Here is a 20421-nt window from a genome sequence, read left to right on the forward strand (position 1 = left end):
ATAAGTGATATTAATCGCAACGATTAATAGATAAATACATTTTCTATTCATAATGTAACACTTTTAGGCGATCAAATCCAATAATTTCTGTTATATACTGATTATAAATTTGTTATTTCTAAAAACGTTAAGAAGGTTAACATTCCAGGCTTTCAGCCCATAAAATCCAGCATCCAAACAACTAGACCAATTTGCCATGTGTGTGAATTGCGATGTGATATTTTCCTCAAAATACGGCAAGCATTCACCAGACCAAGTCCCATCAAACTAAACAGCCTACAAAAAAAGTTCAACCATCATTTGGGATGGCCGAACTTTTTAATGGGGCTGTTTGACGAACTGTGCCAGTAACGTCATCAACGTTGTCACTGTCGTTGGATAGTCCGTCGTATGTTGTAATAAATAACTGACTAATTTACTTTGATATAAAACGGTCGTTGCGGTTTGACCATTGGTTTGTAGCAACGTCTTACGAAATTCATTCAATAATTGCTGTAACTGCGCTTGCATTGGATCGGCTCGATCTAAAGTCAGCGCCGCGCGACTAATCGCGTCCAACACCATCGCCTGGGTTATTTTTTGTTTAGTTGTCATGTGCTTCAGATCCCCCACCTTTAGAATACTTCTAAGTATACACTGCCTTTTCAGAAAAACGCCAATAAAAGTTTGCAAATTGCCGACTAGCGGTAAATGTGTTAGGATATGCCATTACCTAGCTATGGAGGTTGCCTTATAATGAAACCAAATTCTAAATTTTTACAACGGCTACAACGGTTCATGATTGGCCGTTATGGTCAAAATGATACCTTAAATAAATTTTTGAACAACTTAGCCTTAATTTTAATCGTTGTCAGCTTTTTTCCAAAGGTCACTTGGCTGGCACTAGTCGCCCTGCTCCTACTGGTGATTAGTTATTGGCGCCTGTTCTCTAAAAAAATCTATACGCAAGTTGCGATTAACCGCGGCTTTCAACGCATTTGGTTGCCGTTAACGCGCCCAGTGACCCGTCTAGGCTATCAACTAAAACAACATTGGCGTTACCGTTTCTTCCATTGTAGCGACTGCCATCAACGCATTCGGATTCCTCGTCATCATGGTCGGGTACGGGTCACTTGTCCAAAATGCGGCCATCAATTCGACGCGCGCACTTAACGGCCTATTTCTGAAATCACAAAACTTTTTTTCAGAAATAACTTACGAAGCGCGCTTTTTTCTGGTACAGTGACCTATTGTGTCTACTGGACGGAAAAAGGAGAATTTTAGCATGCAAACTAAGTCACATTCAAACCCAAATCTAATCATGATTGGGTTATTACTCGGGGGCTTTGTGGGTATGTTTAGTGAAACTGCGCTGAACATCGCACTCCCTCAATTGGAACAACAATTACAAGTCAATACTGGAACGATTCAATGGCTCGTCACCGGTTACTTGTTAATGGTCGGGATCATGTTGCCATTATCGAGCTTATTGACTAAACATTTCACCACCCGACAACTATTAATTTTCGCTTTAGGTGATTTCATTGTCGGCGCCATTGTCTCGGCCTTAGCAGGTAGCTTTGCGGTACTGCTGGTTGGTCGAATGATTCAAGGTATCGCCACTGGCCTGATTCTGCCATTGATTTTTATTGTTTTATTGGCGGTTTATCCACCTGAAAAACGTGGTGCGGCCATGGGATTTGTCGGCTTGGTCATCATGTTTGCCCCGGCGTTAGGCCCGACCTTAGCCGGCATCATTTTAGGGGCATTATCGTGGCACTGGATCTTCTGGCTATTTGTGCCATTATTAGCGATTGCCCTAATTATTACCTTAATGTTCATGCAAAATGTCTCCGAAGTGACGAAGCCAAAAGTTGACGTTTTATCAATTATTTTATCATCGTTTGGTTTTGGCGGTTTAGTCATTGGTGCCAGTTTGGCCGGTGATAAAGGCTGGGGGAGTCCTATGGTCTTAATTGCTTTAGCGATTGGGATCGTTTGCCTAGTTTTCTATTGCCAACGTCAACTCCATTTGGAAACGCCAATTTTGAACTTGCGTGCTTTTAGCTTCAAAAAATTCAGTGTTGGAACCATTCTCGTCATGATCGACTTCGGGATTATCATGTCTTCCATGTACTTACTCCCCATGTACTGGCAAAAGGGATTAGTCGTTCCAGTCGCAATGACCGGGGTGCTAATGTTGCCCGGCGGGATCGTCAATGCGATTGTTTCGGCAACTGCTGGTCGCTTATTTGACAATTATGGTGCCAAATATCTAACCCGAATTGGCTTTGCCATCAGCTTCGTCGGTGCTTTGATGCTGATCTTCACCACGACACACTCTGCTTACTGGTATGTTGTTCTAGCCCATATCATCTTAATGATTGGGGCACCACTGGCAATGTCACCCGCTCAAACTTATGGCTTGAACGCCTTACGCGGCCCAGTTGCCGCCGATGGGAGTACCATTTTGAATACCTTGCAGCAAATTTTAGGTGCCTTGGCAACCGCCATTGCAACTAGTTTGTTGGGCATTGGTCAAGCAGCTAGTCACGCGACGGGCGCAACGGCCTTTGTTCACGGTGTCCATTATGGCTTCTGGTTTACCTTGGCGCTATCAGTCCTAGGTTTCTTCCTCTCGATGCTCGTCAGCAACGAACCCGAAAAATCTATTGATCCTTTAGCTGAAAAACGGGCCGCCGAGAAAGCCAGTCAAACTTCCGCTGAATAATCTTAATTAGTCACCAAAATGAAACGTTGGGTCGTTGAAACCCAACGTTTTTTTGATTGCACTTTTAGGCGTAATCCGCCACAATAGAGATGACGGATTAAACAAGGAGTATTTAAATTTCAATGGAAATTATAATTAATCTAATTATCGGAACTAGTGTCATTTTGGCGCTCATTTGTTGGGGGCTTACCGGTTATTACTTTCACCAAGTTCAAAAATTAATGGCAACTATTTGGCTATTAGCTGGCATTGCCGCTGCCGGGGTTGCAGGTTTCTTCATTTGGACTGCAATTCCGCTTTGGACCAGCATTTAAGGAGCGTTTTTGATGATGAATCCAGCCGATGTTTTTAATAAATATCTCAATAAGTACCAGATTACGATGCAACACCCTGAACATGGCCTCGTCATGCTCACCTCACCAGTTTGGCCGGCACATCCTGAATTGCAAGCACAAGTTCTACAAGCCCTTGAAAGCTTTAATGGCGTTCATCAAGTGACGGTAAACAGTTCGGAACAACTGGTCATGCGCTATGATTCAGATCAATTACGTAAAATGAATCCATTAACGTTATTCTCAGTGGAACGACGGTTGAGTCGTCAATATCATCATGCTGGGTACTAAAAAGGTTAAGCCAAAATCCACCGTGTTTAGGCCGATTTTGACTTAACCTTTTTTGATTCTGCTGTTTTGGAATTAGAAAAGCGGTTTGGTCACTACATGTGAGTCCACCTCATTTGAAGCTAGCTTACACGCCGTTTTTCCTAAGCAAACAGCCCAAAATAAACCAACGCAATTACCAACCTACCAACTAAACTAGTCAGTAATCCTCACATTCCATCGCCCATTGTTACTACAAAAATCGCTTGAACGATAAAATATCCTAATGGAATAATACTACCAATCAGGTTAGTTTTATTCAGCGATGATACTTTAATCAATATTATTGAGTTATCTCTTACTATTCCCTCAATAAATCATCATGTAGTGTACTATTCACCTGAATTAAATCTTTTCTGGAACAATCAAACATGAACTTCCCGACACTAAGATACTCTGACACGGGCTCTTGATCAACGTAATATAGATCACCATGACAGCTTACCTTAACAAATAAATAATTTCCAATTGCTACATTATCGTCAATAATCGTGTATTCGCACCAGTTCCCAGCATTCATTCTTTTTACACTACCAAACAGTGCAATTTTACAATCATATTGATCTCCAACCAGCATAAAATTAAAGTTATTATTGCTTACTAATGCAGAGTCATCAAAACAAACATCTATTGTTTTATTTGTTTTTTATCAGCGATAGATAGGCGGTTAATTAGAGGCTTTGTTATTTCTAAAATAGATTTAGCGTCTGATTTTGATAAGAAATTAGGTTCGTCAATGGTTGCAACACTACTGGACAATTTCATTTCGAGTTCACTATGCCGTTTGGCATTGGTAGGCTCAAATGTGTTTGTCTATTTAATATAAGTTAATTCCTTTCAGTAATCATCTATTTGATAATAAGATTTAATGTTTCAGGCTGAACTTGAATGAGCTGGAGCAAGCGGCGTGCAGTACTGCTTGGGTGACTGTTACCAGCTTCCCATGATTCGACAGTACGAGGTGAAACCCCAATGTAATCCGCAAATACACGTTGGGTAACGGCCATCTCACTCCGAACTGTTTTAATGGCCGTAGCATCAAAATCTGGTACAGGCTTTAGTGAAACAGCGTGTGTAGTAACATGAGATTCATCGCCATGCAACGCAGCAGTTGCTTGCCGGATTGAAATTTGTAATGGTGTCAGTTTTTTAGTCATTTTATTATTCCTTTCTTCAATAACTTTGAGAACTTCAACAGGTCAGCCTTTTCAACATCAGTTAAGCTTTCCTTATCAGACTTTCCATAGAAACCGACAAACCATAAGGTACGATTATGCACGGCAAAATAGATTGTCCGATAACTACCACTCTTACCCCCGTTGCTATCCGAGTCGGCGTAACGATATTTAAATGCGCCACCAGTACCAGGTACAATCGCACCGGGAAACTGCTTCCCGTGATTGTTAGCTGGTAAATTTAGGTGATATGTCTTGATTGCAGTTTCAAAGTCAATTTTGTGTTCGTTAGTGAGGCCTGCTTTTTGCCAAAGCTCGTTGAACTGGTCAGTATATTTGAAATAAAGTTTGTTATCAGTCATGGGATTTCCTTCTGCCAACTACGATAATATCGTATACTATAATATCGTAGTTGGCAATATATTTGTTTGGAAAATAAGCGTCAATTTTTTCTTGGCTATCCTTGGATTAGTTCGTTTCCGCCTCAGCGAGTCTACAGCGTATCGTCAACAAGCCCATTAAAGTAGCTGATAAGTTTTTCAGCCGTCTCTAACCGCAAGTTAGGTACTTGGTGTTTGCCATTGCGCATGTCGACGATCGAAGAAACGTTCATGTCAGTTTGAGCAGCGATTCGATATGATGTTACGTCACTTTCAAGTAGGAGATTAATCTTTTCTTACGCAGTTAAATCAGCAAGGAGTTTGCCGATGCTATTGACTTTAATTTCAGTCCGCCAACCAAGGTCATGTAATGGGTCACCAGAATAATCGCGATCGCCTTCATTTTGGAAAAAACGTTTTTTCCATTGTGATGAGTGTTGTCACAGAGTAAGGTGATGATTCAACTTTTAAAATCAATACTGGATTAATTTGCTTGAAGATGGCATTGATTTTTTTGTATCTTATCTTGCCCAATAGCTAATTGATCGGCGATATCTTGATAGTGATGAACAAGTTCCACTTGTTCATCAGACAATGGTTCATAATCAAAGCCGAAATTGGGATAGTTTAAATTGGCTGATTTTTGTGAATAAATTGGGTTTGATTATTTTTTTGTAATAAATAACCTAGCACTTTCGTGATCTTGATTAACTAAAAAAACGACTAATCAGTCCTCGAAAAAAATCAAGGATTGATTAATCGCTATATATCACCTAAACATTAGTTATTTTGCAGTCAGTTCACCACCCGGATGTAGCGCCTTGACCATCAGTCGAAACGCACGCTGATGCTGGTACGCGGTCACTAATTGGCCTAACTTGACTGTCGTATTGGGGATCAGTTCTTGCTTTGGAATGCGGCCTTGCAAATCCGTTCGTTCACCAGTTGGGTCACTGGACTGAGACAAGGTAACAACGCCAGTCGATGCCACCCGTGCACTATAAATAAAACTCGTTTCATCTGTATCAGTCTGCCGTTTCACTACGTAAACTTTAGCCGATTTTTGTTTAACAACATAGTAAGTATAACGGGCGGTGACACCATTGCGCATCCGCCATAAATCTTGATTGCTGGCTGCTTCATAATACAATGACAACAAGCCAGCCGTTTGTTGCGCCGTCAATCCCGCTGTTGACCCAGTTGCTTGCTTCTGAACAGCTTTCGGATCATCAAGTAGCCGTTCGTCACCAGTTACTGGCTGAAGCTTGGTCTGCTTAATCTGATGGACCAAGGCCGTTACCGCTAACCGCCCAGCTTGATATCGTAATCCCTCAACCGGCCACCAATTAACGCTACTGGCAAATAAGCCTAGGACGACCACAGCTAACCAAGCTAACCGCATACTCGCATGATGTTTAGCCGCCGCTTCGCCTAATACTTTGGGCGTCGTTGCCAGCGTGATTGGCAGGTCATCGGTTGGCGCTGTCAACGTCGCTAACTTCCGATTAAAATCCCAATGACCGTAACTGTTTAACGCCAAGCCAATAACCACACCGCCTAAACTCTCACTAAACCAAAGTTGAGCATTCAGGGCGCCATCAAACAAGCCCAACAATTCTAAGCCAACTAAAATTGCACTGGCCACGGCGATAATTTTTCCAATCCGTGCGAGCCGATGACCACGCACTAATTGTGGTCGCCGCCAATAATCGCTCGTCATCATGAACTGACGGCTGGCACGAATTTGTTGCGGCGTCATCGTCTTGTGGTGATCTGACAAATAATCAACCAGTTGCCGTTGATCATACCGTAATCGCCATTGAAAATAGCCCGCAACCACGGCCAAAATCGCCGCGAGACCTAATACGAGTTTTATCATTATCGTTTTCTCCCATTTCAACTCACTATAATGGCATGGCGTTAGAGACACTAACGACCATTTAAGCAGTTTAACACGCCGCGTCTGATTGACCTAAGTTACTGTGTAAAAAAGAGATCCAGCACCTAATCGCTGAATCTCATCAACACGCCTCATTAAAATTGAACGGTCGCCATGAACTTCCCTTCGGCGCCGCTAAAATCAATCACATTACGCTTCAAGTTAGCCGTCCAAGCTTGGCAACCAGCCGCTGCTAACCGTTTCACTGCATCTGCCAATGACAAGGTTCCAGTAACATATTCTTGCCCGACCTTAGCAACTTCTTTAGCGTCTTCTTCCATGGCGACTTTAGTAGCTAAACCATTCGTGCGCCGTTCAACTAAATAGCCATCCGCGCCAAAATACGTGGTCGAACCGGTGGCAACATCATATTGAAAATGTTGAACGCCCAAGTCGGCTTGCTTTTTAGCAATCGTGGCAAAATCCACATGGTCGCCAAGTTCTGCTAAAACTTTATCAATTGCATCTAATTTAAACATAGTTACGCCCCTTTAAATTTCGTTTACTTCTCCATTGTAATCCAAATTACGCCGATTTGGTTTTCATTGGGTAGAAAATCCGCATTAGCCCCATATAAATCAAACCGATAATGACCATATCAATAAAGGTTGCGCCCAAAACATTTGCGACGAACGGAATGTGTTTCAACAATAAATAAATCACAACTCCCAGAACCCAACAGCCAAGCGCAATCCAGTTGATGCCGTGTGCATACCAGTACTGTCCTTTCGAGCTAGCGAGTTCATTCACGTCATAATTTTGATGATGTCGCCAATAATAATCAATCAACATCACCGCGATCATCGGGCCTAAAACCATCCCAATATAGTCCAAGAAAGCGGTAAAGGCCGCCAAAAAGCTGCCGATTGCCAATGGAATCAAGGTCACCAATGTCGCAATCACCGTAACGGCCCACAAAGCCGGGCGCAACCGAATCTTCGGAAAAATATTTGAGAGGGCCGAACCGGCGGCAAGTAAATTAACCGCATTGGCCGTCATACTCGTCAAAATAATCACGAGTAGCGCCAACACCCCCAAGCCTAACCGACTAGCAATCGTACTAGGATCAGAGTTATTCGGATCATACGTCCCAGAAGTGATCGCAATACTAATGGTTGCGGCCAAACCAATGAAGGCGAACCAGAAAACACCGGTAAAGGCACCCAAGAATGGCATCTTCGTTGCGCCCGACCGTTTGTGGGTAAAACGGGTAAAGTCAGCGCCAGCAATGACCCAGGCTAGGTTAAATGCGGCTAACGTATCCATCCCGGCCCCCGCTGTCATATGTAAACGAGCTGGTGCCTGCCAAGTCAATAATTGTGAAAAGGTGACCGTCTTGAACACGACGACCGATTCCCACAAGACGAATAAAATGACTAAAATAATGCCGACGCGTTCCACAATTTGAACCGAGCGTTGGCCCACTGAAACGCTGAGAAAATGCAAGATACTCATCACGATGACCCCCATGATCAGCCCCTTGGCACCTCCTGGTTGGCCATAAACTGGCCAGCCGATAATATCGTGTAACAAATAACTGACCGAAGTGGCCGCAATAAACGTATTCACCGCTGTCCAGCCAATATAAATGGTTAAATTAACAAACGACGGCACGTAACTGCCGCGCACCCCAAATGAGCCGCGAATCAAGCTCATGGTTGACGCCCCAGTCTTGTATCCCATAAACCCAACCAACGATAAACACAAATACGACAACGTCGACGAAGCAACGATTACTTTCAAAGCAGTTAATAACCCACAAGCTGCTAAGACCCCACCAACATACCATGTCCCATTGTTGGCATTGGCACCAATCCAAGTGGCAAACATGTCCCAATTTGACATGTGCCGGTGTTTTGGCGCCACAATTTCAATCTGATACTTCGGTTCCTGCTTCACGACGTTCACCCTTTCTACATTGTTAACCATTGTCCGTTTTTCAGCGAGAATGGTCAAGTCACTTTTACGCAAACTTGGTCGTTGTACTTACTTTTAAAAAGCCGTAAGATTAAGAGAACGTCATGATTCCATTAGTTTTGAAAAAATTTCAAAATAAAAAAGGAAATCCGATTAAACTCGCGTACTTATTAAATGACAGGTTAAGGAAGGTGACATAATTGAAGGGCACACTGGAAGGTTGGCGGCGAAATCTCGCTGTTTTATGGTTAGGCACATTTATTGCCGGCATGGGGTTCTCAGAAGTCATGCCGTTTCTATCCTTATATGTGAGTGAGCTTGGCCACTTCACCCGTGGTCAACTAACCATGTACAGCGGCCTAACGTATGCCGTGACTTTCTTTGTGATTGCCGTTGTGTCCCCACTTTGGGGCAAGCTTGCCGATCGTCGCGGGCGAAAACTCATGCTGCTACGCTCGTCGCTTGGCATGGCCATCGTCATTGGCGCCATGGGCTTTGTCCACAACATTTGGATTCTCATTTTCCTGCGTTTTCTGCAAGGCTTGTGTGCTGGCTATATTCCAAACGCTAGTGCCCTAATTGCGACAGAAACACCGAAGGAAAGCAGTGGGACCGCTATCGGCATTTTAACAACTGGCTACGTCTCCGGTAACTTGATTGGCCCAATTCTTGGTGGCGTGTTGGCGCAAGTCTTTTCAATCCGGCTAACCTTCATTATTACGGGGATCTTGTTACTCATCGTGTTCGTGCTCAGTCTGACGCTGGTTCATGAAAATTATCATCCTGAACCCCAACCTGCCGAAACCGAAAAGGGCAGCTTATTAAGCCAGTTCAAAAATCCAACTTTAATTGTCACGTTACTCGTCTCGACAATGATTATTCAAATGGGTAACAACTCGATTACACCAATTATCAGCCTTTACGTTAAACAATTAATGCATAACGTCGGCCCAATTACCGTTGTTGCTGGGATCATCGCCGCCTTACCTGGGATTTCCACCCTGTTATCGGCACCACGTCTCGGTCACTTAGGCGATACCCGGGGCACCGACCGCATTCTCGTCTTCGGCTTTGTCTTCGCAATCTTGATGTACTTTCCACAAGGCTTCGTTTCCAGTATTTGGACACTGGGTCTCTTGCGCTTCATGATTGGGGTTTCTGATGGGGCACTCTTTCCAACTGTTCAAACCTTGTTATCCAAAAATACCCCGCACCGGTTGACCGGGACCATTTTCAGCTGGAATCAGTCATTCCAAGCATTGGGCAGTATGCTAGGCTCCTTACTAGGTGGGGTCGTTTCTAATTGGTTTGATTACAACGGTGTCTTCATTTTCACCGCACTATCGTTACTTTTGAACTTCATTGTTGTGCTGATTTTTATTCCAAGCATGCGGCATCCGTTTAAGCATGGCGCTTAGAATTTAAAAATCAGTGTCAGCGCTAATAAAAAGGCCATCAACCGCTGAGTTGATAGCCTTTTTGCTATTTTAATAGTCGTTGAATTTGCATCGCCATCAGCATAATTTCTTCATCTGGTAGTGGTGCAGCAAATTTCATATCCAAATAAGCCGCAACCTTCTGGGCAACTTGATAAGCCCGTCGATTTTGACTCTGAACCAACGCTACCATTGCAGGATCACCATCCGCTAAAAGATGATGCGCAATCGCTCGTTCAACCAAAAACTTCACGTGTACCAAACAGCGTTGATAATTAGGATCCGCTTCATCCAAGACACCACCGGCTTGATACTTAATAATATTAATGACACGCCCAATCAGTTGCCCCGCTTTTAAAGCATCTTTGCGTTCATCTGTGCCATTCTCGGCATTAATCACATGTGCAGCAATGTTTGCTGCTTCTTGATCAGAAAAGGCGGTTCCTAAATGCGTATTCATGGCGCTTACTGCAAAACTACCAATTGCAAATTCGGCGGCATAGTAAGTCTTGATTTCCCAATAAACCCGATTCGTAATCACGATACCTTTTTCAGCACGTTCCAAGGCAAATTTTAAATGGTCTAGTAATGAAATGAACAACGTATCGCTCAACTTCATCTGCAACCGGGCTGTGGCGTGCGCGATGACTTGTTGCGTAATTTCAATTAATTGTGGCGATGATGACGCAATCGTCGTCAACAGTTGTTCAACATTCGGGTCCGGCGCTGGCACAAAGACTTGGTTAAAATCGCCGTCTGTCACAGCAGTTCCTGCCTTTTTCCCGTAACCAATGCCTTTACCGAGCAAAATGAACTCCTGATCACGTTCATTGGTCGCTAGCACAACACTAGAGTTCAACACTTTTTTGATGTGCAGCATGTCATCACCTCCCATTTTAGTCTAACTTAAGTCAGCACCATTTGTCTGAATAACTTTTTGATACCAATTAAACGAATCTTTCTTATAACGTTTCAAGGAGCCGTGGCCCAAATCGTCTTCGTCGACATAAATGAAGCCATAGCGTTTCGACATTTGAGAAGTGGATGCACTGACCAAGTCAATCGGTGCCCAACTTGTATAGCCAATCAAGTCCACGCCGGCATCCACGGCTTGAATCATTTGCTCAAAATGTGCCTTGAAATACTTGATCCGATAATCATCATGCACTTGGTGGTCGGCAGTCAAGTCATCTTTGGCTCCCATACCATTTTCGACGATCATCAACGGTTTGTGATAACGATCGTAGAGTTGGAGTAGCGAAATCCGCAAGCCGACTGGATCAACCGTCCAACCCCAATCAGTCATTTCAAGGTGTGGATTCTTACCACCGACAACCGTGTTGCCTGTCGTTAATGTTAAGTTATTTTCATCGTATGATGAGACCATCGACATATAATAACTGAATGACACAAAATCAACGGTATTTGCTTTCAAAATGGCTAGGTCATCTGGTGCCAACTTGATCTCAATGTCTTGTTCCTTGAAATAGTTTAAAACTAAAGCTGGGTACGCGCCAAAGACTTGTACATCGGCTGGAAAATAGTTCATCGTATTTTTGTTAAATGACGCCAGTACATCACGAGGGTCAGATGAATTCGGATAATCCGTCAATTTTGTCAGCATACAGCCCACCTGGCTACCAGGAATCGTCTCATGACAAGCTTTCGTTACTAACGCTGATGCTACGAATTGATGATGAAAAGCTTGGTATTCTGTTTGAAGTAGGTTCTCTGTTTGGTCCGGAATAATCCCCGCAGAAGTAAAGGGATGCCGTGTCACACTGTCAATTTCGTTGAAGGTCAGCCAGTATTTCACATCGTCTTTATATGCGGTGAAACAAGCCTGACAGAATTTTACAAATAAGTCGATGACACGCCGGTCGGCCCAGCCGTTATACTTAGTCGCCAAGGCCAACGGCATCTCATAATGGGATAACGTGACGATTGGTTCAATCTGAGCCGCGTGCAACTTGGCAAAGACAGCTTTGTAATAGGCTAGACCAGCCTGATTCGGTTCGGCTTCCTCTCCTGTCGGAAAAATCCGAGTCCACGCAATGGATAGCCGCAACGTTTTAAAACCCATTTCGTGAAACAAGTCGATATCACCCGCATAGCGATGATAAAAATCAATGCCACGCCGTTTTGGATAATCGGTCGCATCGGTACTCTGAATTGCCGCATCAATATCGGCCTTCGTCACGCCAACCTGTTTGCGATAGTCTTTGACATCAACATTAGGCTTGTAGGTGGCAACATCTGCCACTGATAACCCCTTACCATCAACATTCCAAGCACCTTCTACCTGGTTAGCAGCAATCGCGCCACCCCATAAAAAATCTTTTCTTAATCCCATCAGCTAAACTCCTAACTTTGCAATATTCATGACTGACTCATTAATTGAATTTTCACCAGTTTCATCAACAGCCACAGTATAATCATTTTGATTAGTGACCACCATCATTGTAATCGGATTGTAGCCTGCCACCTTGATCTTATCGAGGTCAAACGTTTCCAATAACTCCCCTGCTTCAACGTGCTGACCGACTTGTACCGCTGACTCAAAATATTGGCCGTTCAATTGAACCGTATCCAATCCAATGTGGAATAACAACTCCGCACCGTTGTCTGTCTTCATGCCTAGCGCATGCTTCGTTTCATAGACCATTTCGATTGTGCCAGCAGTTGGGGCAACTAACCGTCCCTCACTTGGATCAATTGCAATTCCTTGACCGATCAAGCCTTGTGAAAAGACATCATCAGGCACTTCGGATAACGGCATCACTTGACCAGCAATTGGGGCATTCAAATCTTCAGCAGCAACTTCGCTCGTCTTTTTGACGTCATCCGTGTTAGTCTCAGCCTCATTTTTCCATAAAAGTAAACCGGCGACAAAGGAAACAACAAATGAAATGACAAAACCGATTAAAGCGTGAATTAAGTTGGCTGGATCACTCTTATCGACAAACATCGGTAAACTTGCTAATCCAGGTCCCACAATTGTAAAACCAGTTAAACTAACAATACCCATATAGGCACCACCAATAACACTACCAGTAATAACACTAATTAATGCCCTCTTGTGTTGCAACGTAACGCCATATAGGGCTGGTTCAGTGATTCCAAATAAGGCCGAAATAGCTGCCGAAATTGCAACGCCACGCATTTTAGCATCGCTTGTTCGAATCGCGATTGCAAAACAAGTCCCACTTTCGGAAATATTATGTGCTAATGACGCTGGTAAATACAACGCTTCTTTGCCGACAGCACTAAAACTTGAAACAACATATGGAATCATTGGCTTATGCATACCAGTCGCAACCATGAATGGTAAGACACCAGCTAATAAAGCGGTCGCTAACCAGCCAAGATGAGTGTTCAAGAACAGAATGACACTAACGAAACCTTCACCAACGACATAACCTAGGGGTCCAAGGAATAGCAGCGTGACTGGTGCCGTGATCAACATCGCCATCATCGGCACAAAGAAAATCCGAATTGGCTTTGGTGAATACTTTGTAAAGAGTCGTTCCATCAAGGCATAAAATAGCACACTCAAAATCGCGGGGAACACTTGTGAACTATAGGTCACGTTCATGACTTTCATGCCGAAAAGTTCGGTGCCTTTGGTTAACATAGTCACCATATCAGGTAAGATCAGCACACCCACTGTTGAAACAGCCACTAGTGGATTAACTTTAAGCTTTTGAGCAGCCGTAATCGCAACTAGCAGTGGTAAAAGATACAATGGTGCCCCACCTACAATATTTAAAATTTGATAGGTTTGACTCTTGTCACTGACCCAACCAAGCATGGCAAGTAACATCAATACCGCTTTTAGAATCCCACCGCCTGCAATCGCTGGGACTAATGGCTGGAAGACGCCGATAATGAAATCCAAGGCAACTTTGCCAAATGACTGTTTGGGTCCCTTAGCAGCTGTACTCCCCGTTTTTCCGGCTAATTGCGCGTCAACCGCATCAAACATTTCAATAACATCGTTGCCGATAATCACCTGACATTGGCCCCCAGCAATGACTGCCCCGAGAACCCCATCAACCTTTTTTAAAGCTTCCAAATCAACTTGATCAAAATCGTTTAAAGTAAACCGTAGCCGCGTTGAACAATGAATCAAAGTCGCCACATTTTTGGCGCCACCGACACCGGCAATTATTTCTTTAGCACTCGTGTTAAAATCCATCTTATTTCGCTCCTTTAGACATTAAAAGACAGAATCCGAAAAGCACTTGAGTCGTCACTCAATGAACTTTTTAGATCCTGCCTGCTTTACCAGTTACATGTCTAGTTTTATTCGTTTGTATGTTCATAATGTAAGCCCTTACTTTACGAATGTCAAGCGTCATTTATAACTAGATTAATTTTCAAGCACAAAAATAGCTAACCAATCCAGGGCATCAACTCCCGGCAGCTAGCCAATTATCGCTATTTTAGATATTGTCCCATAAACGCTGAAACTTTTTCTTCGTACAGCTTGGGTTGCTTATTCAACGCCTCGCCATGCTTGGCTCCCGGCACAACCCATAACTTCTTAGTTTTAACTGTCGTTGCCCGATAATTTTCATAGACCATCTTCGTAGGCACAAACGTATCGTCCGCCCCATGAATGAAGAAAATTGGTAACTTATTTTGCTTCAACTGGTTCACAGCACTTGCTTCTAGGAAATTAAAATGGGCTTTCTGATTAGCAATCCAGCTTGTGGTGTAAATCAGTGGAAACTTCGGCAAGTGGTAGCGTTGCTTCAATTCATATGACAACTCATCGGCAACACTCGTATAGCCACAATCTTCGACAATGGCTTTCACTTGTGATGGTAACTTTTCACCACTCATCATCATCACGGTCGCACCACCCATTGAAACCCCGAACAACCCGATTTCGCTATCAGTACCTAAACGGCGGACCACTTGTTGGGTCCACTTCACATAGTCCAGCCGATCCGGCCAGCCAAAACCATAGTAATTTCCTTGACTCTGACCATTGCCACGATCATCCGTTGCTAAAACATTGTAGCCTTGCCGATGCCACAACCGAATATAGCTCGCCATCTGTTCTTTGTTACCCATGTAACCATGCGCAATCACAATTGTTCGGTTGGTTTTCTTCGCGGCAGGCACAAAGTCCGCCACTAATTTAAAATTGTCCGTCGCTGACGTTTCATGCCAGGTCTGTTTTTCAATTGATTTGAGCCAGGCCTTATTTTTAACCAAAATAGCATGACTCTTCTTCGAAGTACTCGTTAACACTTTCGGTGTTGGTTCGAAGGCGAAATGATACAGATAGAAGCTGCCCCCAGTCACCCCAATGACTAAGACTGCCGCCAGTGTCGCTAACGCTAGTGTCCATTTTTTCTTTACTGACATCGTTTTAATTTCCCCCATAATTGTAAACCTATGACAAAGCTTGTTGTGTTAATAAATGATAAGCCACCGTTTGCGCAGCAAATTGGATCGCTTGTGTCGTCGTATCACTGCCCAAACTTGTGACTGATTGTGTCCGTAGCGCTTGTTCAAATGCCGTAGCGAATTCACCATAGCGTTGTTCAATTAGACGGGACTCACGAATCGCGAGAATTGCCCGGCTGATAGTTGCTAAAGAAAAATCTTGTTTCAAAATCGTCACGACCAAAACGGCGACAAGCTGATTGCGATTATATTGATGTCCGACCGGTCGACTGAAAAAGTGTTGTTTGACATAACTATTCACCATAGTTTTTGTTACTGCTGGCAAGCTAAGCGGTGCTAATCGTTGATTCACTAATTGTAATAATTGATCCATGTATATGGGTACCGCTGGTAATTCATCCCATGAAACCAACTTGAATGTTGCTAAAGTTGTCATTAAGTCATCTCCAAATGTTACGTCTTAATTTACCTGAAACTAGCTTAGATTACAAGACTATTTAGCTTTATACATTAGATTATATAGAATTATAATCTACATAATACTCAAACATTACTAACCTAATGTCAACAAAGCTTGAAAACCGCGGTCATTTTCGGCTAAAATAAGACATACCCAAAACTACCGCAACATAGAAAGGACGTTCTTCATGAATAACGTTTATTTAGCAGCTCCCTTTTTTGACGATGCCCAACAAGCCCGTATCGAACAAGTAAAGGCCGCATTAATTGCGAATCCAACGATCAATTCTGACGGCATCTTCTTGCCGCAAGAACATCAATTTGAAGATGAACCTTTCGGTAGCCGCGCTTGGCAACAATATGTCTACGCCTCCGACATGCGGCAAGTTCATCGCGCCGATCTCGTCGTTGCTTTACTCGACTTCGATATGACTAGCGACACTAATGAACCTGACTCTGGCACCATGTTTGAAATCGGTGCAGCCGTGGCAGAAAAAACACCGGTCTTAGTCATTCAATACGATGCCGACAAGCAATTAAACTTGATGATTTCACAAGGGCTAACCGCCTACTTTGATGCCAGCAAGGACGGCTTGCAAGAATTAGCAACTTACAACTGTGACGATTTGAAATCAAAACCAGCCAATCGACCAGTATTCTAATTTAGGAAAAACAATATAAAGATTTGATAAATATGACAAAGCCACGGACAATCAACGTTGATTGTCCGTGGCTTTTTTATGTATGACCCGTAATAAGAAACGTATTCTTTATATGCCCCCCATTCAACGGAGGCATAACCCTATGCCTAATTCGAATTGCTGAATAAGTTATCCTGCATTAGGATAGCTTATGTAGAGAAAGCGCCTTCAGGCCTGAGCAATTTCCGATACTGCGATTATAATTTTGCTATTTATCGAAATGAAATACGGGGGTACCACAGTATGAAGAAAAGTTCAGTTGTTGCCAGTATCACTAGTTTATTACTAGCAGCCACCTTAATCACAATTCCAAGCAATGCCCATGCTGACTCACAAAAAGAAGTGATTCAACAAGCCAATCAAAATGTCGTCGTTCTCAGCCAGAAACAACAAAAAACTGCAGCCGTTAAAGTCTATGATCAAGCTTTTACTGAGTTTAAACGTGGCGATCAAGATGCGGCGATTACTGATCTCGAAACTGCATCAAATCTAGGCAATGCGACTGCGGCGGCAGAATTAGGTGAATTGTACCAAAATGGCTTCCATGAATACACCTTAAAATCCGGCTTTGATTACAAAAAAGCGCGCACTTGGAATTCAATTGCAGCTGCGATGGGACAAGGACGAGGCTATACCAACAACGGCATTCTTTATTACAGCGGTTGGGGTGTGAAAAAGAACCTCAACACTGCGATAGCCAACTTCAAAAAGGGCTATGCCCTCAAAGATATGAAAGCACCACGTTACTTAGGGCAAATCTACGATGCCAAGAAAGACTATAAAACAGCGGCTAATTACTATCAAGCTGCCTACAAGTCCGGTGATATTACCGGTGGCATTAACTTAGCTCAACTATATCTAGATGGTAATGGGGTTAAAAAGGACACCACCGCTGCCATTAATATCTACAAAAAGCTTTTAAAAGATGCCCACGGTAACGCTAAAGCCGGTGATGCAGCCGTGGCTTGGGGCGACTTATATGCCAATGGTAAATATGTCAAAAAAGATACTGCCAAGGCTAAGACCATTTACCAAAAAGGCGTTAAACTTGGTAGCGATGCTGCCAAACAAGCTTTGACCAAACTTAATTAATACCATCCAAGTAAAAAATACCTTGAACAGATTTCCAAAATTTAGATCTGACCAAGGTATTTTTGTGTCTAATCTTCCAACTGTTCTAGAGTAAAGCTAACGGTCACCATTAAAGTAAGCCACAAACTGTTCTTGATACTGATTCAACTTATTCTGTTTTAAATAACATAAATTAATATCCGCCACAACAGTCGGCTCAATCGGTAATGCAACTAAATCAGCATCCACCGGCACAAGCTTTTTCATTAATAGTGATACACCTAACCCCTTTTTAACAAAATTCAAAATATTTTCAACAATCCGATCAGCATAAATAACATTCGGCGTAAAACCATTCTCCTGACAAATTTTCATACAAAGATCATAGGGTCGTGAATTCACCGGTTGAAAAATAAAATCTTCAGTTGCCAATTGTTTAATATGAACACTTGATTGTTGTGCTAATGGATGATTTTTCGGTAATACTGCCACCAAATGATCCTCTGTATACGGTAACTGATTAAATAAGTCGCCGTTTTGCACATCCTTCACAAAAGCAAAATCAATGGTTTTGTTCAACAACATGGGCTCTAAATCTTCGGATGGTCCCGTTTTTACCTTACAACGAATATGCTGAGACCCCATAAAGCCGGTAATCAAATCTAAAATACCGTATTCATTAATCGACGGAATTCCCCCAATTACCAAGCCAGCGTCTTCAAAATGGCGGCGATTAATTTCATCCGTAGCTTGCTCAGATAATAAATTAATCTTAGTCGCATATTTTAAATAGATTTCCCCATACGGCGTAAGTTTAACTTGTCGCGTTGTCCGTTCAAATAACGGCACTCCCAACTCATTTTCCAATCGTTTGATCCGTTTTGATAAAGACGATTGCGTGATGTAGCAAGCATCCGCAGCCGTCGAAAAATTTTGCGTTTTAACTAAGGCTAAAAAATTATCTAAATAGTTCAAATCCATCTTTCGCCACTCCCATCTATGCAAAATTGGCACACGTTCGCTTTATATTCCTTACAGGCATAAGTATAGTCAGACTTAGAATTGCGTGTCAATAGCTTCCGGAACATAATAGAGTTCGTAAAGAAAACGGTTACACAAAGAATTATGAAAGGAGTGCTCAGTTTTGACAACTATCCAAGCTGGCTTCGGTAAAGCCATCATTGATTTTAAAACAACCGATTTACCTATCCGTGAATTCACCAAGAAACTAGATGAGCTCAATAGTCGTGTGATGTTAATCACCGGTTCTCAAAACTTCGCCCTTGTCTCACTGGATTTAACTTCATTGCCTAACAATGGTGCCATTGCCCTGTTCAAAGATAAGGTTGCAACCTTGTTACCGGTCACCCCAGCTAATGTTTGGATTACCGTGACCCATACTTTTGCCGCACCACATTTACCTAGTAATCCCGAAACTGCTGAAGCGCATCAGGCTTATGACTTCATTCTTGCCAAACTAATGACCAGCCTAACCGTCAGCTGCCAGGCAGCCCAACGGGACCTACAGCCTGTCAAATTAGGACAAGCGACCATTAGTTGTCCTTTGAACGTTAATCGTAACGTCTTGACACCAGCAGGTTGGTGGCTAGGTCGTAATTTCGCTGGCTACTCAAATCACCAATTACGCGTCTGGGGGTTTCAAAAAGCTGATGGTCATATTAACCTGTTAGCGAACTATGATCTACAGCCCAGTGTCCTAGATCATCTCACCGATGACACTGGCAACCGCATGATTTCCAGTGATTTAGTTGGTTTTGGTATTAAGCAGTATGAAAAAGATCAACAAGTTGCAATTTTCCTGCCTGGTGCTGCCGGTGACCAACGACCACTATTTACTGGTAACAATGATGAACCTTTTATCATCGCCCAAAACTTGATGACCAAGCAAGGTCAACTCTTTTATGACTGCCTACACGCTGCCGTCACTAGTATCACTGCTTGGGATCAACTGACCCAATGCCAATTAGTCACGCAGTCAATGTCATTACCAACTAAGCGTCAAAAACTAACCACCTTTGCTTTAAGACCCACTCATCAATATGATTTTGAGCCCACCGGAAACGTGGTTGACCTAAGCGTGGCTGGTTTGAAGCTTAATCAGCACTTACTCGTTGGCACCCAACCAGAATTGAACAGTCAATTTGGCAATAAGTGCCGGCAAGCTTTAGATGCCGATCAAAATACCTTAGTCGCCACACTCGTTAACGGTGGTGCTAAGTATTTACCAGAAGCTGATGATTTTAATCACGTGACTTATCAAGCCATGAATACCCAATTAGGCCGCGGCTCAGACCAACTCGTTTTAACCGCCTGTGCGAAATTAGGTCAAAAATTAATCAAGGAGGACAAGACCAAATGTTAGTTGGACATGCTAGAAAAGATATTACCCCAACGGCACCATTTTACTTATTAGGTTACAAGACACCGTTACGCAATCAACCTGCAAAAGGGGTTCACGGCGCGGCTCCGTGTCAAGTAGACAATCAAATAATTAAAATTGTTAAGCAATTTTCTTGAGGGCATGATTCCGGT

General features: G+C 43.0%; 21 protein-coding genes. 9 read left to right on the forward strand and 12 right to left on the reverse strand.

The genetic code is table 11. The annotated features are described in order from the left end of the window. Nucleotides 1–318: 318 nt before the first annotated feature. Nucleotides 319–594 (reverse strand): hypothetical protein, encoded by a 276-nt coding sequence (locus FFM74_RS09205; protein WP_137626336.1) that lies wholly within the window; start codon nucleotides 592–594, stop codon nucleotides 319–321. Between the two features lie 141 nt (nucleotides 595–735). Between FFM74_RS09205 and FFM74_RS09210 the strand changes: the two genes are divergently transcribed. The 4 genes from FFM74_RS09210 (at nucleotide 736) to FFM74_RS09225 (ending at nucleotide 3333) form a co-directional block, all read left to right on the forward strand. Continuing rightward, the gene (locus FFM74_RS09210) at nucleotides 736–1152 is read left to right on the forward strand and encodes a Zn-Finger Containing protein (RefSeq protein ID WP_137626337.1); all 417 of its coding nucleotides are present in this window, start codon (nucleotides 736–738) and stop codon (nucleotides 1150–1152) included. Nucleotides 1153–1264: 112 nt separating this feature from the next. Continuing rightward, a complete protein-coding gene (locus FFM74_RS09215; protein ID WP_137626338.1) occupies nucleotides 1265–2710 on the forward strand; it encodes a DHA2 family efflux MFS transporter permease subunit in 1446 nt (481 codons plus the stop codon). A gap of 122 nt (nucleotides 2711–2832) precedes the next feature. Beyond that, nucleotides 2833–3024 (forward strand): hypothetical protein, encoded by a 192-nt coding sequence (locus tag FFM74_RS09220; RefSeq protein ID WP_137626339.1) that lies wholly within the window; start codon nucleotides 2833–2835, stop codon nucleotides 3022–3024. 12 nt (nucleotides 3025–3036) lie between these two features. After that, entirely contained in the window at nucleotides 3037–3333 is a 297-nt protein-coding gene (locus FFM74_RS09225) for a hypothetical protein (RefSeq protein WP_223877211.1), read from the forward strand. 884 nt (nucleotides 3334–4217) lie between these two features. Here the strand turns inward: FFM74_RS09225 and FFM74_RS09230 are convergent. From FFM74_RS09230 to FFM74_RS09250, 5 genes are all read right to left on the reverse strand, one after another. Then, nucleotides 4218–4526 (reverse strand): helix-turn-helix domain-containing protein, encoded by a 309-nt coding sequence (locus FFM74_RS09230; RefSeq protein ID WP_137626340.1) that lies wholly within the window; start codon nucleotides 4524–4526, stop codon nucleotides 4218–4220. Next, a complete protein-coding gene (locus FFM74_RS09235; protein ID WP_137626341.1) occupies nucleotides 4523–4924 on the reverse strand; it encodes a type II toxin-antitoxin system RelE/ParE family toxin in 402 nt (133 codons plus the stop codon). Before FFM74_RS09235 ends, FFM74_RS09230 begins: the two co-directional genes overlap by 4 nt. A 784-nt stretch (nucleotides 4925–5708) precedes the next feature. Beyond that, on the reverse strand, nucleotides 5709–6803 hold the full coding sequence (locus FFM74_RS09240) for a hypothetical protein (RefSeq protein WP_137626342.1): 1095 nt from the start codon (nucleotides 6801–6803) through the stop codon (nucleotides 5709–5711). Between the two features lie 155 nt (nucleotides 6804–6958). Beyond that, on the reverse strand, nucleotides 6959–7342 hold the full coding sequence (locus FFM74_RS09245; protein ID WP_137626343.1) for a DUF1398 family protein: 384 nt from the start codon (nucleotides 7340–7342) through the stop codon (nucleotides 6959–6961). Nucleotides 7343–7388: 46 nt separating this feature from the next. Further along, the gene (locus FFM74_RS09250; protein WP_137626359.1) at nucleotides 7389–8762 is read right to left on the reverse strand and encodes a cytosine permease; all 1374 of its coding nucleotides are present in this window, start codon (nucleotides 8760–8762) and stop codon (nucleotides 7389–7391) included. Nucleotides 8763–8980: 218 nt separating this feature from the next. Here FFM74_RS09250 and FFM74_RS09255 point away from each other — a divergent pair, with 218 nt between their 5' ends. Next, on the forward strand, nucleotides 8981–10198 hold the full coding sequence (locus FFM74_RS09255) for an MFS transporter (RefSeq protein WP_137626344.1): 1218 nt from the start codon (nucleotides 8981–8983) through the stop codon (nucleotides 10196–10198). Nucleotides 10199–10262: 64 nt separating this feature from the next. Here the strand turns inward: FFM74_RS09255 and FFM74_RS09260 are convergent, their stop codons facing one another. The 5 genes from FFM74_RS09260 to FFM74_RS09280 all read right to left on the reverse strand — a co-directional run bounded on the left by FFM74_RS09260 (nucleotide 10263) and on the right by FFM74_RS09280 (nucleotide 16073). Then, on the reverse strand, nucleotides 10263–11096 hold the full coding sequence (locus FFM74_RS09260) for a PRD domain-containing protein (RefSeq protein WP_137626345.1): 834 nt from the start codon (nucleotides 11094–11096) through the stop codon (nucleotides 10263–10265). 21 nt (nucleotides 11097–11117) lie between these two features. Beyond that, nucleotides 11118–12569: a glycoside hydrolase family 1 protein gene (locus tag FFM74_RS09265; RefSeq protein ID WP_137626346.1), complete on the reverse strand. Its 1452-nt coding sequence runs from the start codon at nucleotides 12567–12569 to the stop codon at nucleotides 11118–11120. Between the two features lie 3 nt (nucleotides 12570–12572). After that, the gene (locus tag FFM74_RS09270) at nucleotides 12573–14414 is read right to left on the reverse strand and encodes a PTS beta-glucoside transporter subunit IIBCA (RefSeq protein ID WP_137626347.1); all 1842 of its coding nucleotides are present in this window, start codon (nucleotides 14412–14414) and stop codon (nucleotides 12573–12575) included. A 242-nt stretch (nucleotides 14415–14656) separates the two neighbouring features. Next, the gene (locus FFM74_RS09275) at nucleotides 14657–15595 is read right to left on the reverse strand and encodes an alpha/beta hydrolase (protein WP_137626348.1); all 939 of its coding nucleotides are present in this window, start codon (nucleotides 15593–15595) and stop codon (nucleotides 14657–14659) included. A 28-nt stretch (nucleotides 15596–15623) separates the two neighbouring features. Beyond that, nucleotides 15624–16073 (reverse strand): DUF1836 domain-containing protein, encoded by a 450-nt coding sequence (locus tag FFM74_RS09280; protein WP_137626349.1) that lies wholly within the window; start codon nucleotides 16071–16073, stop codon nucleotides 15624–15626. Nucleotides 16074–16284: 211 nt separating this feature from the next. Here FFM74_RS09280 and FFM74_RS09285 point away from each other — a divergent pair, with 211 nt between their 5' ends. Together FFM74_RS09285 and FFM74_RS09290 are read left to right on the forward strand one after the other, a co-directional pair. Then, a complete protein-coding gene (locus FFM74_RS09285) occupies nucleotides 16285–16758 on the forward strand; it encodes a nucleoside 2-deoxyribosyltransferase (protein WP_137626350.1) in 474 nt (157 codons plus the stop codon). A gap of 282 nt (nucleotides 16759–17040) precedes the next feature. Next, complete coding sequence (locus FFM74_RS09290) at nucleotides 17041–17889, forward strand: tetratricopeptide repeat protein (RefSeq protein ID WP_137626351.1); 849 nt, start codon at nucleotides 17041–17043, stop codon at nucleotides 17887–17889. Nucleotides 17890–17985: 96 nt separating this feature from the next. Here FFM74_RS09290 and FFM74_RS09295 read toward each other — a convergent pair whose 3' ends face one another. Further along, nucleotides 17986–18849 (reverse strand): LysR family transcriptional regulator, encoded by an 864-nt coding sequence (locus FFM74_RS09295; RefSeq protein WP_137626352.1) that lies wholly within the window; start codon nucleotides 18847–18849, stop codon nucleotides 17986–17988. Nucleotides 18850–19012: 163 nt separating this feature from the next. On the opposite strand from FFM74_RS09295, the gene FFM74_RS09300 reads away from it, so the two are divergent. Together FFM74_RS09300 and FFM74_RS13670 are read left to right on the forward strand one after the other, a co-directional pair. Beyond that, nucleotides 19013–20251: a hypothetical protein gene (locus FFM74_RS09300; protein ID WP_137626353.1), complete on the forward strand. Its 1239-nt coding sequence runs from the start codon at nucleotides 19013–19015 to the stop codon at nucleotides 20249–20251. Next, nucleotides 20245–20406 carry a hypothetical protein gene (locus FFM74_RS13670; protein ID WP_171000694.1) on the forward strand — a complete coding sequence of 54 codons (162 nt, stop codon included), beginning with the start codon at nucleotides 20245–20247 and terminating at the stop codon, nucleotides 20404–20406. The genes FFM74_RS09300 and FFM74_RS13670 overlap by 7 nt, the downstream gene beginning before the upstream one ends. Nucleotides 20407–20421: the final 15 nt, after the last annotated feature.

It is taken from the genome of Lactiplantibacillus pingfangensis, from assembly GCF_005404945.1.
In the GTDB taxonomy this organism is placed as follows: domain Bacteria; phylum Bacillota; class Bacilli; order Lactobacillales; family Lactobacillaceae; genus Lactiplantibacillus; species Lactiplantibacillus pingfangensis.

What these genes read in the sequence shown, in the direction of transcription:
- FFM74_RS09205 (WP_137626336.1), bottom strand. Translation starts at nt 594, where the DNA reads ATGACAACTAAACAAAAAATAACCCAGGCGATGGTGTTGGACGCGATT.
- FFM74_RS09210 (WP_137626337.1), top strand. Translation starts at nt 736, where the DNA reads ATGAAACCAAATTCTAAATTTTTACAACGGCTACAACGGTTCATGATT.
- FFM74_RS09215 (WP_137626338.1), top strand. Translation starts at nt 1,265, where the DNA reads ATGCAAACTAAGTCACATTCAAACCCAAATCTAATCATGATTGGGTTA.
- FFM74_RS09220 (WP_137626339.1), top strand. Translation starts at nt 2,833, where the DNA reads ATGGAAATTATAATTAATCTAATTATCGGAACTAGTGTCATTTTGGCG.
- FFM74_RS09225 (WP_223877211.1), top strand. Translation starts at nt 3,037, where the DNA reads ATGATGAATCCAGCCGATGTTTTTAATAAATATCTCAATAAGTACCAG.
- FFM74_RS09230 (WP_137626340.1), bottom strand. Translation starts at nt 4,526, where the DNA reads ATGACTAAAAAACTGACACCATTACAAATTTCAATCCGGCAAGCAACT.
- FFM74_RS09240 (WP_137626342.1), bottom strand. Translation starts at nt 6,803, where the DNA reads ATGATAAAACTCGTATTAGGTCTCGCGGCGATTTTGGCCGTGGTTGCG.
- FFM74_RS09245 (WP_137626343.1), bottom strand. Translation starts at nt 7,342, where the DNA reads ATGTTTAAATTAGATGCAATTGATAAAGTTTTAGCAGAACTTGGCGAC.
- FFM74_RS09260 (WP_137626345.1), bottom strand. Translation starts at nt 11,096, where the DNA reads ATGCTGCACATCAAAAAAGTGTTGAACTCTAGTGTTGTGCTAGCGACC.
- FFM74_RS09265 (WP_137626346.1), bottom strand. Translation starts at nt 12,569, where the DNA reads ATGGGATTAAGAAAAGATTTTTTATGGGGTGGCGCGATTGCTGCTAAC.
- FFM74_RS09270 (WP_137626347.1), bottom strand. Translation starts at nt 14,414, where the DNA reads ATGGATTTTAACACGAGTGCTAAAGAAATAATTGCCGGTGTCGGTGGC.
- FFM74_RS09275 (WP_137626348.1), bottom strand. Translation starts at nt 15,595, where the DNA reads ATGTCAGTAAAGAAAAAATGGACACTAGCGTTAGCGACACTGGCGGCA.
- FFM74_RS09280 (WP_137626349.1), bottom strand. Translation starts at nt 16,073, where the DNA reads ATGACAACTTTAGCAACATTCAAGTTGGTTTCATGGGATGAATTACCA.
- FFM74_RS09285 (WP_137626350.1), top strand. Translation starts at nt 16,285, where the DNA reads ATGAATAACGTTTATTTAGCAGCTCCCTTTTTTGACGATGCCCAACAA.
- FFM74_RS09290 (WP_137626351.1), top strand. Translation starts at nt 17,041, where the DNA reads ATGAAGAAAAGTTCAGTTGTTGCCAGTATCACTAGTTTATTACTAGCA.
- FFM74_RS09295 (WP_137626352.1), bottom strand. Translation starts at nt 18,849, where the DNA reads ATGGATTTGAACTATTTAGATAATTTTTTAGCCTTAGTTAAAACGCAA.
- FFM74_RS13670 (WP_171000694.1), top strand. Translation starts at nt 20,245, where the DNA reads ATGTTAGTTGGACATGCTAGAAAAGATATTACCCCAACGGCACCATTT.